At 62.0% G+C, this 16,250-nt stretch carries 15 protein-coding genes; 6 read left to right on the top strand and 9 right to left on the bottom strand.

All coding sequences use genetic code 11. From position 1 onward, the window contains the following. The first annotated feature begins 127 nt into the window (after positions 1-127). On the top strand, positions 128-793 hold the full coding sequence (locus P0D84_RS09235; protein WP_408335184.1) for a GntR family transcriptional regulator: 666 nt from the start codon (positions 128-130) through the stop codon (positions 791-793). Between the two features lie 59 nt (positions 794-852). Here P0D84_RS09235 and P0D84_RS09230 read toward each other — a convergent pair whose 3' ends face one another. The 5 genes from P0D84_RS09230 to P0D84_RS09210 form a co-directional block, all read right to left on the bottom strand. Further along, positions 853-1,248 carry a RidA family protein gene (locus P0D84_RS09230; protein WP_408335181.1) on the bottom strand — a complete coding sequence of 132 codons (396 nt, stop codon included), beginning with the start codon at positions 1,246-1,248 and terminating at the stop codon, positions 853-855. A gap of 166 nt (positions 1,249-1,414) precedes the next feature. Further along, complete coding sequence (locus tag P0D84_RS09225) at positions 1,415-2,239, bottom strand: isocitrate lyase/PEP mutase family protein (protein WP_408335178.1); 825 nt, start codon at positions 2,237-2,239, stop codon at positions 1,415-1,417. Positions 2,240-2,283: 44 nt separating this feature from the next. Next, positions 2,284-2,826, bottom strand: a complete 543-nt coding sequence (locus P0D84_RS09220; RefSeq protein WP_408335175.1) for a carboxymuconolactone decarboxylase family protein — start codon at positions 2,824-2,826, stop codon at positions 2,284-2,286. A 256-nt stretch (positions 2,827-3,082) separates the two neighbouring features. Then, positions 3,083-3,583 (bottom strand): methylated-DNA--[protein]-cysteine S-methyltransferase, encoded by a 501-nt coding sequence (locus P0D84_RS09215; RefSeq protein ID WP_408335172.1) that lies wholly within the window; start codon positions 3,581-3,583, stop codon positions 3,083-3,085. A 90-nt stretch (positions 3,584-3,673) separates the two neighbouring features. Further along, positions 3,674-4,627 (bottom strand): AraC family transcriptional regulator, encoded by a 954-nt coding sequence (locus tag P0D84_RS09210; RefSeq protein ID WP_408335169.1) that lies wholly within the window; start codon positions 4,625-4,627, stop codon positions 3,674-3,676. 697 nt (positions 4,628-5,324) lie between these two features. Here P0D84_RS09210 and P0D84_RS09205 point away from each other — a divergent pair. The 5 genes from P0D84_RS09205 to P0D84_RS09185 all read left to right on the top strand — a co-directional run bounded on the left by P0D84_RS09205 (position 5,325) and on the right by P0D84_RS09185 (position 12,132). Next, a complete protein-coding gene (locus P0D84_RS09205) occupies positions 5,325-6,170 on the top strand; it encodes an alpha/beta fold hydrolase (RefSeq protein WP_408335166.1) in 846 nt (281 codons plus the stop codon). A gap of 386 nt (positions 6,171-6,556) precedes the next feature. Further along, complete coding sequence (locus tag P0D84_RS09200) at positions 6,557-7,213, top strand: peroxiredoxin (protein ID WP_408335163.1); 657 nt, start codon at positions 6,557-6,559, stop codon at positions 7,211-7,213. Between the two features lie 43 nt (positions 7,214-7,256). Further along, positions 7,257-8,327, top strand: a complete 1,071-nt coding sequence (locus P0D84_RS09195; RefSeq protein ID WP_408339738.1) for a rhodanese-like domain-containing protein — start codon at positions 7,257-7,259, stop codon at positions 8,325-8,327. A 338-nt stretch (positions 8,328-8,665) separates the two neighbouring features. Continuing rightward, positions 8,666-10,981, top strand: coding sequence for a sigma-54 interaction domain-containing protein (locus tag P0D84_RS09190; protein WP_408335160.1), 2,316 nt, complete (start codon positions 8,666-8,668; stop codon positions 10,979-10,981). Between the two features lie 962 nt (positions 10,982-11,943). After that, a complete protein-coding gene (locus tag P0D84_RS09185) occupies positions 11,944-12,132 on the top strand; it encodes a hypothetical protein (protein WP_408335157.1) in 189 nt (62 codons plus the stop codon). A gap of 158 nt (positions 12,133-12,290) precedes the next feature. Here P0D84_RS09185 and P0D84_RS09180 read toward each other — a convergent pair whose 3' ends face one another. The 4 genes from P0D84_RS09180 to P0D84_RS09165 form a co-directional block, all read right to left on the bottom strand. Further along, positions 12,291-13,169, bottom strand: coding sequence for an ABC transporter permease (locus tag P0D84_RS09180; RefSeq protein ID WP_408335154.1), 879 nt, complete (start codon positions 13,167-13,169; stop codon positions 12,291-12,293). After that, positions 13,166-13,996, bottom strand: coding sequence for an ABC transporter ATP-binding protein (locus tag P0D84_RS09175; RefSeq protein ID WP_408335151.1), 831 nt, complete (start codon positions 13,994-13,996; stop codon positions 13,166-13,168). The genes P0D84_RS09180 and P0D84_RS09175 overlap by 4 nt, the downstream gene beginning before the upstream one ends. A gap of 70 nt (positions 13,997-14,066) precedes the next feature. After that, the gene (locus P0D84_RS09170; RefSeq protein WP_408335148.1) at positions 14,067-15,119 is read right to left on the bottom strand and encodes an ABC transporter substrate-binding protein; all 1,053 of its coding nucleotides are present in this window, start codon (positions 15,117-15,119) and stop codon (positions 14,067-14,069) included. 47 nt (positions 15,120-15,166) lie between these two features. Beyond that, positions 15,167-16,075 carry a TauD/TfdA dioxygenase family protein gene (locus P0D84_RS09165; RefSeq protein WP_408335145.1) on the bottom strand — a complete coding sequence of 303 codons (909 nt, stop codon included), beginning with the start codon at positions 16,073-16,075 and terminating at the stop codon, positions 15,167-15,169. Positions 16,076-16,250 lie beyond the last annotated feature (175 nt).

Below are 16,250 nucleotides of genomic sequence, written 5' to 3'. Positions count from 1 at the left end.
CTTAATTTTTATATTTATAGCCGCCTCACGTATTTATAATTCGGCGGACACCGTTCTCAACTATCGTTTACGCGTACGGTGTCGGCAGGCTCGTTGTGGTCAACTCGATTCCGTCGGGAGTCCAAACATGACAAACAAGCTCACGCTTACAGACCGGCTGCGAGAATCCATCGAGGAAGCCATTGCGACCGGCGATCTTCCGCCTGGCGCGCGGCTCGATGAAGCGGAACTGATCGCGCGCTTCGAGGTGTCCAGAACGCCCGTGCGGGAAGCGCTGCTCCAGCTGGCGGCAGCCGGCATGGTCGAGATGCGGCCGCGGCACGGCGCGGTGGTCGCGAAAATCAGCCTGCACAGGCTGATCGAGATGTTCGAGGTCATGGCCGAGCTCGAGGCGATGTGCAGCCGGCTTGCCGCGAGGCGCATGAATGCGCAGGAACTGGAGGCGCTGCGCGAGGCTCACGCCGCCTGTCAGAAAGCGCGCGACACCGGCAGTCCGGACGAGTACTACCATCTGAACGAACGCTTTCACTGCCTGATCTATCACGGCAGCCACAACGGCTTTCTGCACGACCAGGCGAAGGCGCTGCATAAGCTGCTGCGCCCGTATCGGCGCCTGCAGTTACGCGTCAAGGGACGCGTCGCCGCCTCATTCGACGAACATCAGGCCGTCGTGGATGCGCTGGCGGCAGGCGACGGCGAAGCGGCCGCCGCCGCGCTGCGAGGCCACATTCTGGTGCAGGGCGAACGCTTCGGTGATCTGATCGCGGCACTCGCGCAAGTCAGCGCCGAGTAGCGCCGAGCTAGCGACGACGTGCTTGGTATGAACCCGACAAGCCGCTATTCGACGACGCGCTATGCAACGGCGGCAATGCAGTCGATCTCGATGTCGAAACGACCGGGCCACGCGGGCACGTTCACGAAAATTCGCGCCGGTGGATCGACGGGGAAGTAGCGTTGATAGACCGCGTTGACGGTAGCGAACTTCTCCACCGACGTGCAGTAGACGTTGCACTTGAGCACATGCGCCAACGATGAACCGGCCGTTTCCAGGCATAGCTTCAGCTGCTCCAGCACGAGTTCGGTCTGCCGTTCGATCGGCGCGTCGATGACTTGGCCGGTCGCGGGATCGAACGGCGGAAAGCCCGACACGTAGACGGTGCCGTCATGGCGTGTCACCGCTGAGGTGGGCGCCTTCCAGTTCTCCAGCCAGGTCGACAGCGGTTCGACACGAATGATTTCACGAGCCATGGTCATCTCCATGTGAAGGGGGTACGCGCGGCCCGATGTTTGGGTCTCATGCTGGGTGTTATGTCGAGTGTCATGTCAGGCCACATGTTGGGTGTCATGTCGGGCCACATGTTGGGCCTCATGCGAGGCCACATGTCGGGTGTCATCTGGGACATCACGCCGGGCCTCATGCACGGTCCTTGAAAATGTCATTGAGTTGCGAGCCGGAGGCTGCCCCGGCAAAGCCGTCGAAGCGTCCATCGGCCAGCGCCTGTGCAGCCTGCATGAAGCCACCCCACGCTGCCCGGGCCAGTGCGCCGCCCACACTGATTCGCCGCACGCCGAGCGCGGCCACGTCTTGCAGCGTGAGCGTCGAAGTCGAACCGATCAGCAGGTTGACCGGCTTGGGCGCCACCGCGGCGACCACGGCTTCGATCTGCTCACGCGTCGAAATGCCCGGCGCATACAGACAGTCGGCGCCAGCCGCCGCATAGGCCTTGAGACGCGCGATCGTGTCATCGAGATCGGGCAAGCCGGCGAAGAAGTTCTCCGCGCGGCCGATCAGCAGCGTATCGCCGCCGCTCTCGTCGATGGCGCGGCGTGCGGCCCTGACCCGTTCGACGGCGACCTCGATCGGGAAAAGCGAGGCCCTGGCGTCGCCGGTGGAATCTTCGATCGACAGGCCGGCAACGCCAGTTGCAACGGCCAGCCTGACGCTTTCAGCCACGCCGGCGGGATCCTCTCCGAAGCCGTTCTCGAAGTCGGCGTTGACCGGCAGGTCGGTCGCCTCGACGATATCGCGCAGATGCGCGAGGATGGCATCGCGCGGCAATGAATTGTCAGCGTGTGCGACGGACCAGGCGAAGCCGGAGCTGGTCGTGGCCACGGCCTGGAAGCCGAGTGTCTGCAGATAACGGGCGCTGCCGGCATCCCACGGATTGGGCAGGACGAAACAACCGGAGGTGTGCAATGCACGAAAGGCGGCGCGCTTCTCGGCGACGGTGCGGGTCATGACGTGTCTCCTGAAAGATGAGGAGCAGAAGCTCCTCGTGTTTGTCATTTGACTTCGAGGTCCACGACCGGGAAGTCGATTTCCGTATCGAACACATTGTTGACGAAGTTCGTCAGCATGTACTGTGCGCTCAATGCGATGATTTCGACGATGTTCGCATCGCTGAATCCCGCGGCGCGCACCGTTGCCAGATCGGCGTCGGATACTTTGCCACGGGTTGTCATCAATGTCCTGGCAAATGCCACGGCCGCGGCGGTTCGCGGATCGTCGGCCTGCCCCAACCGGTTGCGGCGGATTTCATCGGCCGGGATCTTCGCGATGTTGCTGGCCACGTACGTGTGCGCCGACAGGCAGTACTGGCAACCGTTCACCTGCGAGACAGCGAGCGCGATACCGTCGCGGGTCTTCACATCGAGCGTCTTTACCAATGCACTTTGAAGGCCCGCCCAGCCGTTCAGCGCGTTCGGGCTCAGCGCCATGACGCGGAACAGGTTCGGGGTCATCTTAAGACCCTTCGTGACGGCGTCGAGAACCGGCTGCGATGCGTCGGGGGTCTGCTCGGGTGTCGGAACGGCAATGCGGGACATGGTGGTTCTCCTGATCGTTGATCGTTGATCGTTTAGCGGATGGACTTGGGACCGTCTGCACGAAGCGTTTGCGTTTCTGCATTGCTGTGAAGTCTAGGTCCGGCACCTTTGCACGGGGTCCTGAAAACGATCGCAAAAGTCCAGCTGCGCGCCAACCGCGGATTCGCGACGCCAATAAAAATCGGCGCCTTGTACCGACATGAATCACGTCGATACAAGGCGCCGATGGAAAGCGCGTTCGAAAACGAAATCGAGCTTATGCGCGACGTCGCGGCGTTGCGTTGCCTTCAATCGCCATCAGCGCGGCCTTCCTTGGCAATCCTCCTGCAAAGCCGGTCAGGTCGCCTGATGTGCCGATCACGCGGTGGCAAGGTGCGACGATGGATAACGGATTGCGTCCACTCGCCGCCCCCACCGCCCGGGTAGCACGGCTATTGCCGACCTGGGTCGCGATCTCGCGGTAGCTGCGGGTTTCCCCAAAGGGAATGGTAAGCAACGCATTCCAGACCTTCTTCTGGAATGCGGTGCCGACGAACTCCGTGTCCAGTTCGAAGCGCGTGCGCGTGCCCGCGAAATACTCGTCAAGCTGACGCGCGGTTTCCATGAGCACGGGGTTGTCGTCGGCCTCGATCATCTCGCCGAGTTTCACTCGATTCGGCCGGTCGTTTTCCCAGAGAATCGCAACCAGTTTGGCGTGCGACGCGACAAGCTTGAGTTGACCCACCGGCGACGCAACCACTTTGTATTCGTAAGGCATCCTGTCTCTCCTTCCGTTGAATACGGCAAAGGAAGAATAGGCGGGATGGCTTTGCAGAAAGTCCGCGAGACAGCGCAGATCGTCCGGGAATCAGGTCGCGCGCGGGTCGATGCGGTATTCGGCGGGACCGGTGCCGTAGACCTCGCGGAAGGCCCGCACAAACGAACCGCGGCTCGCATACCCGGCGTTGCGGGCCACCTGATCCAGCGTGACGTCGCCGGTGCGCAACTGGGCCGCGGCCTGCCGCATGCGAATGTCGCGCAACACCTGCATCGGCGACTGGCCGAGCGCCTCCGAAAATCGCGCCATGAAGGCCGAGCGGCTCAGAAACGCGCTCTGCGCCAGGCTCGCGACCGTATGCGGCGCGGCGGCCCGCGCCACCATATCGGCAAAGGCCCGTGCGATCTGCGGATCGCCGAGCAGCGCGAAGCGCTCCATCCAGAGCGCATTGGACTTCAGCGAGCGGCGCACCAGCGCGACGATGACCTGTTTCAGCAGCGCACCGGACATCGCCCCCGCCCCGACTTCCTGCGCGGCCAGTTCGTCGAACGCCGTACGCAGATACACGTCGAGCCGGTCTGCCGCCTCGAAGTGCTCGACGATCGGTGTCGAGAGCGTCTGGAACAGATTGATCGAGGCGCCATAGGTGGCGCTGAAGTAGCCGCAGATCATCACGGTCATCGGCTCCTCGTTGCCGGCACGGAAGCGGTTGACGGAATCGACGACCTGCTTGTGCTCGCGCCCGAGGATGGTGGTCGGCGCGATTCCCGCATGATGGCCAGGCACTTCGAGCCTGAGCGGATGACGCGGTGGCACGATCAGCAGCGTATGCGGCTTCAGCTCGACCGGGCCGGCTCCTTCGATATGGAGCCTGCCCGCGCCGGAGAGGATGTAGTGGATGCCCGGCGCCGTATTGCCGTCCAGTTCGAGAATGAACCCGGGGCTGACCAGGCATTCAGACAGGCCGAGGACCTGAATCTCGAGAAGCGTCATCAGCTCGTTGAGGTCCTGTTGCGAGATGCGGGAGGTGCCGGGTGTGAGCAAGGGTTTATACCTCGATAGGATCGCGCGCCGGGCAAACCCGCGCTATCTGACTCGCGCCCATATCCACGCGATAGAACGCCCGATGGGCCAAAGATCGACTATTGAGGCATTTTCTCACCCCTTCCGTCAATTTCGATAGCGGCCTGATGCGCCTCGTCGATTGCGCGGCGGACGTGCTCGTAGAATTGCTGACCTGCATCCGTTGGCGTCGGGCCTCTCGTTGAGCGAAGCAGGTATCTGTTCTCGTTGGCGGGCAGCGCGCTCACGACGACACTTAGCATGTTTCCGGTCGTGTATTGCTGGTGATCAGCAGCGTCGCTCCACCCGCGGTCGGACAGCGCTTCATCGCCGCGGCCGGCGGCCACTGTGCAGAGACGCGCAGCGTGGCGAACGTTGCGCACGAGGGCGATTGGGCTCGCCTTTGGCCAATGCTGCTGCACGACGTGCCGACGTGCTCGGAAGAGACGATACGATGAAGCCGAAGCCGATCGCAATTCCGCGTTTCGAGAACTGGTTGTGGTCGCAACTGAAGACCATTCACTACCACCGCGCTGTCTTATTTTCCATGTCTTTTGTCAGATTTGTCCGTTGTGGTGCTGCGCGGCCCCGAATACGCTGACGGTCGCAGGCCGGATTTCAACAGAAGTCCCGGCATCTGCGGCCGGCTTCATCTTATCCACCTCAGAAAGGATTCGAAATGAAAGCGAATACGGGAAGTTCCTATATCACGACCGCGGATGGAACCCAGATTTTCTACAAGGACTGGGGCACGGGCCAACCCCTGGTCTTTCATCATGGCTGGCCTCTTTCCGCCGACGATTGGGACGCCCAGATGATGTTTTTCCTCGCGCATGGATATCGCGTGATTGCTCACGATCGCCGCGGCCACGGTCGCTCGACCCAGACTGTGAGCGGCAACGATATGGACACCTACGCCGCCGACGTTGCCGAACTCGTCAAGGCGCTCGATCTCAAGGACGCGGTGCACATCGGTCACTCAACGGGCGGCGGTGAGGTGACGCGCTATGTTGCCCGGCACGGCACCGGCAACGGACGCGTCGCAAAGGCGGTACTCATCAGCGCGATTCCGCCACTTTTCATCAAGTCGGAAAAGAACCCCGAGGGCGTTCCAAGGGAAGTTGTCGACCAGATCCGCAACGGCACGGCGAACCATCGTTCCCAGTTTTACAAGGACATCACGATGCCGTTCTACGGGTTCAACCGTCCTGGTGCGACGATCTCCGAAGGCATCCGCGAGAACTGGTGGCGGCAGGGCATGATGGGCGGCATCAAAGCCCAATATGACTGCATCCAGGTCCTGTCGGAAACCGAGTTCTACGACGATCTGGCGATCATCGATGTGCCTGTCCTGGTGATGCACGGCGAGGACGATCAGATCTGCCCTTTCGCTACCACCGGAGCCAAATCCGTCAAGCTTTTGAAGCACGGGACGCTTAAATCCTACCCGGGATTGCCGCACGGCATGCCAACCACCCATGCCGAGCAGATCAACGCCGATCTGCTGGCGTTCATCACGGCCTGATTGGCGTTTGCAGGAACAGCGTCAGACGACGCCTGGGCCCGTGTCCAGGCGTGAGCTGTTGCCGGCATTCCTATCGCGATGTCGGCTGGCAAGGCAATCGTCACAACGGCGGTTTCGCCCTGCGGTTTGCCTACGGCCAGGGTCTTTTTTGTTCTACCCTATAGGGGCGGCCCGCAGCGTGTCCCGATGTCTGTCCCGCATCACGGCTAGATGGGAAGTCTCTGAATCTGCTGCGCCCGCGGACGGTCCTTTGGCGCGATACCGTGCAGTCCGCAGGAGGATGATCCCGAATCACGCCAATCGCCTGACCAAACAGCCCGGCCCGGAGGACTTCACTCCGGCCGAGGCACTGGTACCCTGATGCACGCGACCTATGGAGACTGATGATGTCGATTCGACTAGGAGAAGACGCTCCCGATTTCACTGCCGAAACCACCGAAGGCACGATCCGTTTTCACGAATGGATCGGCGACCATTGGGCGGTTCTGTTTTCGCACCCGAAAGACTTCACCCCTGTTTGCACCACCGAACTCGGCTACCTGGCTGGCCTCAAACCAGAATTCGATAAGCGCAACACGAAAATTATCGGACTCAGCATCGATCCCGTCAGTGACCACCGGGAGTGGGTGAAGGATATCGCGGAGACCCAGGGCCACGAGGTCGGCTACCCGCTGATCGGCGACCCGGACCTGACGGTCGCGAAGCTCTACGACATGATTCATCCCGAGGCGAGCGGCGGCGGCCCGCGCACCGCGGTGGACAACGCAACCGTGCGTTCGGTGTTTCTCATCGGGCCGGACAAGAAGGTCAAAGCCATGCTCGTCTATCCAATGAGTGCGGGCCGCAATTTCGACGAAGTGATGCGGCTGCTCGATGCGCTGCAGCTCAACGCGAAACACGCGGTCGCGACACCGGTAAACTGGAAACCCGGCGAAGACGTGATCATTCCAACCTCCGTTTCCAACGACGCCGCAATGCAAAAATATCCGCAGGGTTTCAAAACCGTGAAGCCTTACCTGCGCTACGTTGAGCAACCCAAGTAAAGTTAAAGCGCTCGCAGGAGCGGGCCGCGGAGCAAAAATCGTGTTGATTTTCCGGCAGCTATTCGATCAGCAATCGTCAACTTACACGTATCTTCTCGCCGACAGCACAACGCGAGAGGCGGTGCTGGTCGATCCGGTTTTCGAACAGGTGCGCCGGGATGCCGCCCTGATCGAAGAGCTTGGCTTGCATCTGCTTTACACGATCGACACCCACGTCCACGCCGATCACGTGACCGGCGCATGGATGCTGAATCGCTGCACAGGCAGCCGGATTGCGATATCGGCTGCGAGCGGCGCCGAAGGCGCGGACCGCTATCTGAGCGAGGGAGACAAGGTCGAGTTCGGCGCGAGGTACCTGGCAATACGCGCGACACCGGGTCATACCGATGGCTGCATCACACTCGTACTCGACAACGAGAGCATGGCGTTTACCGGCGATTGCCTGTTGATCAGAGGCACTGGCCGCACGGATTTTCAGCGCGGTGACGCGCACGCCATGTTTCGCGCGGTCCACAACCACATTTTCACGCTGCCCGCCGCGTGCCTGCTCTACCCGGCCCACGACTATCGCGGTTTGACGGTGACCAGTGTGGACGAGGAGCGGCGCTTCAATCCACGCCTTGGCGGTGAACTGTGTGAAAGCGATTTCACCGGATACATGAGGAACCTGCACCTGCCGCATCCGAAACAGATCGACGTCGCGGTGCCCGCGAATCTGAAATGCGGCTGGGCGGCGAGCTACCCCGCGCAGATGGCCGAGCCCGATTGGGCGCCACTCACCTACAGCTTTGCGGGCATCTGGGAAATCAATCCCCAGTGGCTCGAGGAAAATCTGCGTGCGGTCGAGATCGTCGACGTGCGCGAACCCGACGAGTTCAACGGACCGCTGGGGCGCATCCCCGCCGCCACGCTCATGTCATTGGGCGAACTGGCCGGGCGTGCCGCCGAACTCCCGAAGGCGCGCCCGATCGTCACCGTCTGCCGGGCCGGCGGACGCTCGGCACAAGCCACGATCATGCTGCGGCAGGCCGGCTTCGAGCGGGTCGCCAACCTTGCCGGCGGCATGCTCCGCTGGCGTGCGGAAGGCCGCGTGGTGGAAAACGGCAGCATGTGACGGTATGTCCGGTTGATGGCCGACCGTCAACCACGCGGCGTGCGCTCCGACGCAGTGGAGCAATCGATCGCGATGGTGCCGTAAGCGCCCAAGGTTGAAATCGCTACATTGTTTGCAAGACATTGCGACGAGAATCCGCACATGCCCTTGGCGCGAAAATTAATTTCGAAAAGACAATAGCGGTAACAAGCCGTCATACTCTGTCTCTTCTAGCGGCGGACGGTCCCGGCAGCGCAATCGGAAGACTTCGCCAGACCCCAGATCAATGCATGACCGCCGTCTTTCGACGGCAATTTCCGCGTGGCGCCACGCGCGAATCATGTGGAGCGTACTTTGTAATGAGTTATACCCCTGTCGTTCCATTCACCCACGACAAGGCTGATTCCGGCGCCTTTGTGGGCGGCGCGCCCGCGTTTCACCAACTGGTTCGCATGATCGATCGGGTCGCGCCTACCGATCACCCGTTGCTCATTTTTGGGCCGACCGGTTCGGGCAAGGAACTGGTCGCGCGCCGTGTGCATGCGCGTAGCCTGCGCCACGACCAACCGTTCGTCGACGTCAATTGTGGTGCGATTCCAGAAAACCTCGTCGAAGCCGAATTGTTCGGCCACGTCAAAGGTGCCTTCACCGGTGCCGCCGAAAACCGCCAGGGACTTTTCCAGCAGGTCGGCAAGGGCACGCTGCTGCTCGATGAAATCGGCGAACTGCCGCTCGCGCTGCAACCGAAACTGCTGCGCGTACTTGAAACGCGGACGTTCCGTCCGATTGGTTCGTCAACCAGTCTGCACTTCGATGGCCGCGTGGTTGCCGCGACCCACCGCGACCTGCGCGAACTCGCGCGCGAAGGGCTATTTCGCGAGGACCTCTTCTACCGGCTCGCGGTCTTCGTGCTGGCGGTCCCCGGACTCGAGCAGCGTATCGAGGACATCCCTGCCCTTGCTAACCACTTCGCGTCGCAGCATGCGCGTCGGCTCGAGTTTTCGCCGGCCGCCCTGCGCCGGCTGAGCCAGCATGCGTGGCCGGGTCACATCCGGCAATTGCGCAATCTGATCAGCCAGTTGAGCGTGCTCGCCGAAAACACGCTCATCGACGTCGACTCGCTCGAACCGTTTCTCGCCAACGAAACCGGCGCGCCCGTGTCGCGCGCAAGCCTCGCCGATATGTTGTTGCAACTCGAAGGACGCGACAAACTCGCCGCCGCCGAAGACCTCCTGATCGACCGCGCGCTCGAGCGAACCGGGCGCAACAAGAGCGCGGCGGCGACCCTGCTGGGCGTGGGCCGCAAGACCATCGAGCGGCGTCTGAAGTCGCGCGATGAACATCACCAGGAAGCGCGCAAGTGTCTCGACCATGCGAACGCGCTGATCGAGGAGTCGAAGTTCGCTCAGGCCATTCCGCAGTTGCGCCGCTGCCTCGATCTGCTGCAGACGTGCCACGAACAGGAGACCGCGCGCCGTCTTCAGTTCGACGCCTACCGCCTGCTCGGCATGAGCTTGCGCAGCGTGCACGGCTGGCTGTACGCGGAAGCCACCGCCTGCTACGCCGCTGCGCTGGCCGTCGGCGAAGGCGTGTGTGCGCCGGCCGAAATCGCCGCGATTCAATTCGGCATCTGGACCACGCAACTGACGACGCTTCAACTCAAGCAGGCCCGCGCGACCGCCCAGAACATGCTGGAGCGCGCGCAGAACGGCGGCGACCGGGTCTCGCTCGACGAAGCGCACGTCGCGATGACCAACACCCTCTTCTGGCTCGGCGACAGCGAGGAAGCCCTCGCCTGTCTCGCGCGCGGCAACCTGCTTGGCGTGGCACGCGACGACACCCGTACCGGCTCGCAAGGGATCGACCTCGCTAGTCTCGCGTTGACTTTCGAAGGACTCGCCGCCTACCAGATCGGCGCATTCGCGCAAGCGCGGCGCGCCATGGAAATGTTGATCCTGCGCGCGTCCGAGCCGGGCACGCATGCGTTCGCTCATGCCGTCAATCTGCAGGGCGCGGCCTGGCTCGCCTGCCTGTTCGAAGACGTGGACCGGCTCGGGCATCTCGCGAGCGAACTCGAAGCGGTGTCGATCGCGAACGGCTTCGCGTTCTATCGGGGCGTGGGCCAGGTCCTCCGCGCGTGCCACCTCAGTTCGCGCGGCCATTCCGACGAAGCGGAAACCGTCATGCTCGACGGCTACGATAACCACGTCGTTTGCAATGGCGGCGCGCTGTTCTATTCCTTCAAGGCCTGGCAACAAGGCGAGCTGCTGCTGCGCGCCGGCCGCGCGAAGGCCTGCGAGGCGATTCTCGCTACCGCGATCGACGAGACGCTCGCCCGCCAGGAACGTGTCTACCTTGGCGAACTCCTCGTCACCCGGGCACGCGCGAAGTGGGCTCTCGGCGACATGAACGCCGCGGAACTGGGTCTGCGTACGGCGCTGTCCACCGCCCTCGCGTTCGGCTCGGTGCCGGCGCGCGTGGACGCCGCGCGTTACCTCGCCGACCTGCTGCGCTCCACGGGCCGCATCGCCGAAGCAATCGACACACTTGAGCGTGGGCTGCGCTCGCTGACGGCGGACCCGACCACTCGCTTCACCCGCGCCATGGGTTTGCTCGCCGAACTCCGGGACGCATCTTTTAACCGCGACAGTAAGGGGATCGTAAATGGCCTATGAATGGCGCCCGGAAGATCCGGAGCCGCTGTTATTGTGAGTTTGCGTTGCCGCGCCAGATCGACTTCACCCCACGCGGACGAAATGGCCCATCCCGCTGCCGATACTGGACATTTGGTCGAAATCGTCCAATTTAAGCGGAATGCGTGGACGGGATTGTCCAACGTCGCGAATGAAATTTGCCGATGTTCCCCCGTCCAGGCGGCTATCCCAATTTGGCATGGTCATTGCTTATACAAATCCGATAACAGCCACCGCCTGAACAAAACAACCCGGATCGGCGGTAGCAGTGGCTAGAGCATGCAACGAACTTTTCGAACACCGGGGAAGCTGAGAGACCAAATAAAGATCGCGCACTGCAATGTGTTCGACGCACCGACGTCATGCCTCGTCCCGTTTGTTTCTGGATAGCCGACGTCGCTAAACCGAAGGATCGCGACGAGCTGTCGCGATTGTTCGATTAGCCATCCGAACGATTGCCGACGCGCCGATCATCGCCAACGAAACCAAATCGTTGGTAACCGACTGAGAGAGGGCTGTGCTGTTGTTGTCGTTGTGACTGTCATGCGTCGACATATGGCGACCGAATGCTTCCACAGAGAAGATCGTTGCAATGCTTGACGCAGATAGGGCGGAATTCTTCTGGCTACGCACCAGACGTGCCGCTGCGAGGTTCGGCCGCCGTTGCCTTCCTTCCGGGACCAGCAGTGGCGGCCCGCCCGTTTTAATTGGCAATGCGCCAACCGCAGTCAATCTACCGATCGTCCGCAGAGCATTCAAATAGTCTGACTGCGGCCCTCGTCAACCCCGGCAGATTTCTCTGGCAGCCAGGCAAGCGGTTTTTTTGCATTGCATCACCGCGGATATCCACTGCGCGGAAAAGAACCTGCTTGAGCAACCCTACGCGGTGTCAGATTGTTAGTGACGTCGCGAACGGACCACACGGCCATCCACGGGGATCAACAATGCATCACCACATTTTCGAGAGCGAACTCGTTCACCTGGAACGCGTGATCGCCTGCGCGCCACAAAAACCCTTTCCGCCGAGATACTGGCGCGACCGCATCGAACATCTAAAGACCTGTCCGCAAGCACCGCTGTACCGCAACCGCATTGCCCGCCTGTCCCGCCTTGTCGCCGAACTGCGCGAATGAGGCGCGCTTTCCGTGGCTGATTGGCCTTTCGGCCAATCAGCCGGACGCGCACGCAGTAAAACTCACTCCCACTGCTTTCAGCCTGCACACGCGTCGGCAAATTCCGCTGGCGGACGCCGGTGTAAGCGGATCACGGAATCAGCCAGCGCACGGCTGAACTAATGCTGCACGCCCCAGCGCCGGACCGTCACGCGTTCAAGCGTATCGAACACCAGATGCTCGATCAGCAAACCGATCACGATCACCGCGGCCAGACCCGCGAACACACGATCCGTATACAGCTCGTTGCGATTCTGGAAGATGTACCAGCCAAGACCGCCACTTCCGGAACTCGCCCCGAACACGAGTTCGGCCGCGATCAGCGTGCGCCATGCAAACGCCCAGCCCACCCGCAAGCCCGCCAGAATCGCCGGCAACGCGGCAGGCACGAGAATCAGCAGCACATGGCGCATGCCGGTGAGGCCATAGTTGCGGCCCGTCATGCGCAACGTCGTGGGAACCGATTGAAAACCGGAGTAGGTATTCAGCGCCAGCGGCCACAGTACCGAATGGACCAGCACGAACAGCAGACTGCCCGTGCCGAGACCGAACCAGAGCAGCGCGAGCGGCAACAGCGCGATAGAAGGCAACGGATTGAACATCGCCGTCAGCATGGAGAGGACATCGCGGCCCAGACGCGTCGATACGGCAAGCGAAGTGAGCACAAAAGCAAGGGCGGCACCGAGCAGATAGCCGCGCAACAGCACGGACATCGACACGGCCGTTTTCTGCAGCAACTCGCCCGACCACACGCCTTGTACGAATGCGCTGAAGGTCGCCCCGAACGTGGGCAGCAGCAGATCGTTGTCGACCACGCGCGCGGCGATTTCCCATAGCGCGATCAACACCAGCGCGATCAGCGTCTTGCGCACCCAGCCTTGCGCGAAGACGCGCTTGCCGAGCGGCAGCGGCGCCTCGAGCACGAGTTCGCCGAGCGGTTCGAGCGGACGTTCGTATTCCTCGCGAACCGGCGGCAATAAAGTAGCGGGCGAACTCATTGCGCGGTCTCCGTCTCTTCGAACAACAGGTGATGAATACGCGCGACGCTGCGCTGAAAATCGCTGCGCCCGAAACTGTCCTGCGAATACTGATGGCTGTTGAGTTCCGCGCGCACACGCCCCGGATGCGGCGACAGCAACAGAATGCGGTTGCCCACCACCAGCGCTTCTTCGATCGAATGCGTGACGAACAGCAGCGTGAAGTTCACTTCTTCCCACAGACGCAAAAGCTCTTCCTGCATCTTGCGACGCGTAAGCGCATCGAGTGCGGCGAAGGGTTCGTCCATCAACAGCACGCGCGGCTGCATCGCCAGCGCGCGGGCAATCGCGACGCGCTGCTTCATGCCGCCCGACAACGTGTGCGGATAGGCGTTGGCAAAAGACGCCAGCCCCACCTTCTCCAGATAATGCAGCGCCCGTTCGTTCGCTTCGGCGCGCGAGAGCTTCTTCGCGACCCGCAGCGGAAAGGCGACGTTCTGCAGCACCGTCTTCCACGGCGGCAGCTGATCGAACTCCTGAAACACGACAATGCGATCCGCACCGGGACCTCGCACAGTCTGACCGTCGAGCGAGATACTGCCGGAGGTCGGTTCGATAAAGCCCGCCACGGCTTTGAGCAGGGTCGACTTGCCGCAACCCGACGGTCCCAGCAGCACGAAACGGTCGCCGCCGTAGACGTCGAAACTCACGTCATGGGTCGCGCGAACGATCCGCTCACGGGTGCGGTATTCGAGGTTGACGTGTTCGACCGCGAGCAGTTTCTGGCTCGTCGCCGGCTCGGCTTGCTCAGTGCGGTTCGGAAACAGCAAGGTAGGATTAGCCACCATCAGATCGCTCCCGGTAAGCGGGCCACTCGGGCCGATAAAGATCCAGCGAAATGCGGATAAGCATTCATGCTCAGCTGCCCGCCGCGGTCGCCGGGTCGTCGAAGAAGTAATCCTTCCACGACTTCGGTTCGTTCTTGATCACGCCGACGCGATGCATGAACTGCGCGAGGCCCAACGTGTTCTGCGGTGCAACCTTGAACTGCACCTGCGGATCCTTGATGACCTTCAGCAGCAGATTGCGGTCGATCTTCGACTGATTCACGCGGATGTAGATATCGGCCGCGGCATCGGGATTCGCCGTGACGAAGCGCGCGGCGTCCGCCATCGCGTCGACGAAGGCGCGGTAGGTCTTCGGATTGTTATCGCGGAATTTCTCCGTCGCATACAGAACGGTCGCCGAACTCGGGCCGCCCAGCACGTCGTACGAATTCAGCACGATGTGCGCCTTCGTATTACCCGCGAGTTCCTGTTCCTGAAACGGCGGATTGCCGAAGTGCCCGGTGATTTCCGTGCCGCCCGCGATGATCGCCGCGGCCGCGTCAGGATGCGGCAGCGCCTGGGTGAACTTGTCGAGGCGGTTGTAATCCTTGTCGCCCCAGCGTTTCGCCGCCGCGTATTGCAGCACGCGCGATTGCACCGACACGTCGACGGCCGGCACCGCGATGCGGTCCTTCTCGGTAAAGTCGGCGATCGTCTTGATGTTGGGATTGTTGCTGATGAGGTAGTACGGCAGATTGCCGAGCGACGCCACGCCCTTCACATTCTGCTTGCCATGTGTGCGGTCCCAGATCGTCAGCAAAGGGCCGACGCCCGCGCCGGCGATATCCACCGCGCCGGAGAGCAGCGCGTCGTTGACGGCGGCGCCGCCCGAGAGCTTCACCCAGTCGACCTTGATATCCAGCCCTTGCTTACGCCCTTCTTTCTCGACGAACTGCTGGTCGCGCGCCACGTTCAGCAGCAGATAGACGACGCCGAACTGTTCGGCCACGCGAATCTGCCCTTCGGCATGCGCGGGCGTGGCGGCGCCCAGGCCGGCCACACCCATCGACAGGGTGAGCAGCGTCGCGGTGAAACGGCGAGCGAAAGACGACCGCAAAGCGGTCGGGCGAGACATGGCGAGCATTGGAACTCCGGTCAGCGTGTGATGGTGTAAAGCGGGAAACGTTGCCGTCAGAACGGCACGTCGCCTTCAATGGTTGTGCGATACATTTTGCGGCGCAGATGATCCGGCGTACCGGCTGCGAGATGCATCAATGAGCGGTTGTCCCAGAACACCATGTCGTGTTCGGCCCACTGATGTCGGTACAGATGTTCGGGGCGCACGCTATGCGCGAAAATTTCCTCGAGCAATTGCTTGCTCTCGTCTTCCGGCAAGCCGATCACACGGGTCGTGAAATGCTCGCTGACAAAGAGCGCCTTGCGTCGGGTCTCCGGATGCGTGCGTACGACCGGCTGTACCACCGGCTTCACCTCGGCGATCTGCTCGGCGGTGAGGTTCGGGCGCCACGGGCTGCGCTTTTGCAGCTCGGCGTATTTCGCGAGATACGTGTGTTCCGCCGAACGCCCTTCGACTGCGGTGCGCAAATGCGCGGGCAACGTGTCCCACGCCAGATGCATGTTGGCGAACAGCGTGTCGCCACCTTCCGCGGGCAGTTCCTGCGCGTGCAGCATCGAACCGAGACTCGGCTTCTCCTTGTACGACAGGTCGGAATGCCAGAAATGGCCGGCGTCGCCGAGACCGATCGGCTGGCCGTTCTCGACGATGTTCGAGACCACCAGCACCTCCGGATAGCCCGGCAACTGGAATTGACGCAGCACGTGGATCTGCAGCGGACCGAAGCGGCGGCTGAAGGCGATCTGCTGATCCGGCGTGATGCGTTGATCGCGGAACACCAGCACGTGATGGTCCAGATGCGCACGGTGAATGCGCACGAAATCGTCCTGGCTCAGCGGCTGACTGAGATCGAGACCCAGGATTTCGGCGCCGACGGGGCCGTCGAACGCGCGAATCTCGATGCGCTGGGCCGGGTCGGCACGGCCAGTAGCGCTGGCGGCGGTGGATGCAAAGGCAATCGTCACGGGAAACTCTTCGTCGAAACTGGTCGGAGGACGCCGTCGAAGGCGCAGTCAGACGAATTTACCGGCTCGCGCGCGCGCCGACAACGAAGCAAATCCGATACACATATCTGCTGAAGTGATAAACCCGATGCTTTAACGCGTAGCGGGCATTGGGGCGGCGAAAAGGTCTGACGAT

This window comes from Paraburkholderia sp. RL17-337-BIB-A (assembly GCF_046025895.1).
In the GTDB taxonomy this organism is placed as follows: Bacteria; Pseudomonadota; Gammaproteobacteria; order Burkholderiales; family Burkholderiaceae; genus Paraburkholderia; species Paraburkholderia fungorum_C.
This window is presented reverse-complemented; position numbering and strand designations above follow the sequence as displayed.

Bases quoted from the DNA above. Each gene is read 5' to 3' on its own strand.
- P0D84_RS09235 (WP_408335184.1), top strand. From the start codon at position 128: ATGACAAACAAGCTCACGCTTACAGACCGGCTGCGAGAATCCATCGAG.
- P0D84_RS09230 (WP_408335181.1), bottom strand. From the start codon at position 1,248: ATGGCTCGTGAAATCATTCGTGTCGAACCGCTGTCGACCTGGCTGGAG.
- P0D84_RS09225 (WP_408335178.1), bottom strand. From the start codon at position 2,239: ATGACCCGCACCGTCGCCGAGAAGCGCGCCGCCTTTCGTGCATTGCAC.
- P0D84_RS09220 (WP_408335175.1), bottom strand. From the start codon at position 2,826: ATGTCCCGCATTGCCGTTCCGACACCCGAGCAGACCCCCGACGCATCG.
- P0D84_RS09215 (WP_408335172.1), bottom strand. From the start codon at position 3,583: ATGCCTTACGAATACAAAGTGGTTGCGTCGCCGGTGGGTCAACTCAAG.
- P0D84_RS09205 (WP_408335166.1), top strand. From the start codon at position 5,325: ATGAAAGCGAATACGGGAAGTTCCTATATCACGACCGCGGATGGAACC.
- P0D84_RS09200 (WP_408335163.1), top strand. From the start codon at position 6,557: ATGTCGATTCGACTAGGAGAAGACGCTCCCGATTTCACTGCCGAAACC.
- P0D84_RS09190 (WP_408335160.1), top strand. From the start codon at position 8,666: ATGAGTTATACCCCTGTCGTTCCATTCACCCACGACAAGGCTGATTCC.
- P0D84_RS09185 (WP_408335157.1), top strand. From the start codon at position 11,944: ATGCATCACCACATTTTCGAGAGCGAACTCGTTCACCTGGAACGCGTG.
- P0D84_RS09180 (WP_408335154.1), bottom strand. From the start codon at position 13,169: ATGAGTTCGCCCGCTACTTTATTGCCGCCGGTTCGCGAGGAATACGAA.
- P0D84_RS09175 (WP_408335151.1), bottom strand. From the start codon at position 13,996: ATGGTGGCTAATCCTACCTTGCTGTTTCCGAACCGCACTGAGCAAGCC.
- P0D84_RS09170 (WP_408335148.1), bottom strand. From the start codon at position 15,119: ATGCTCGCCATGTCTCGCCCGACCGCTTTGCGGTCGTCTTTCGCTCGC.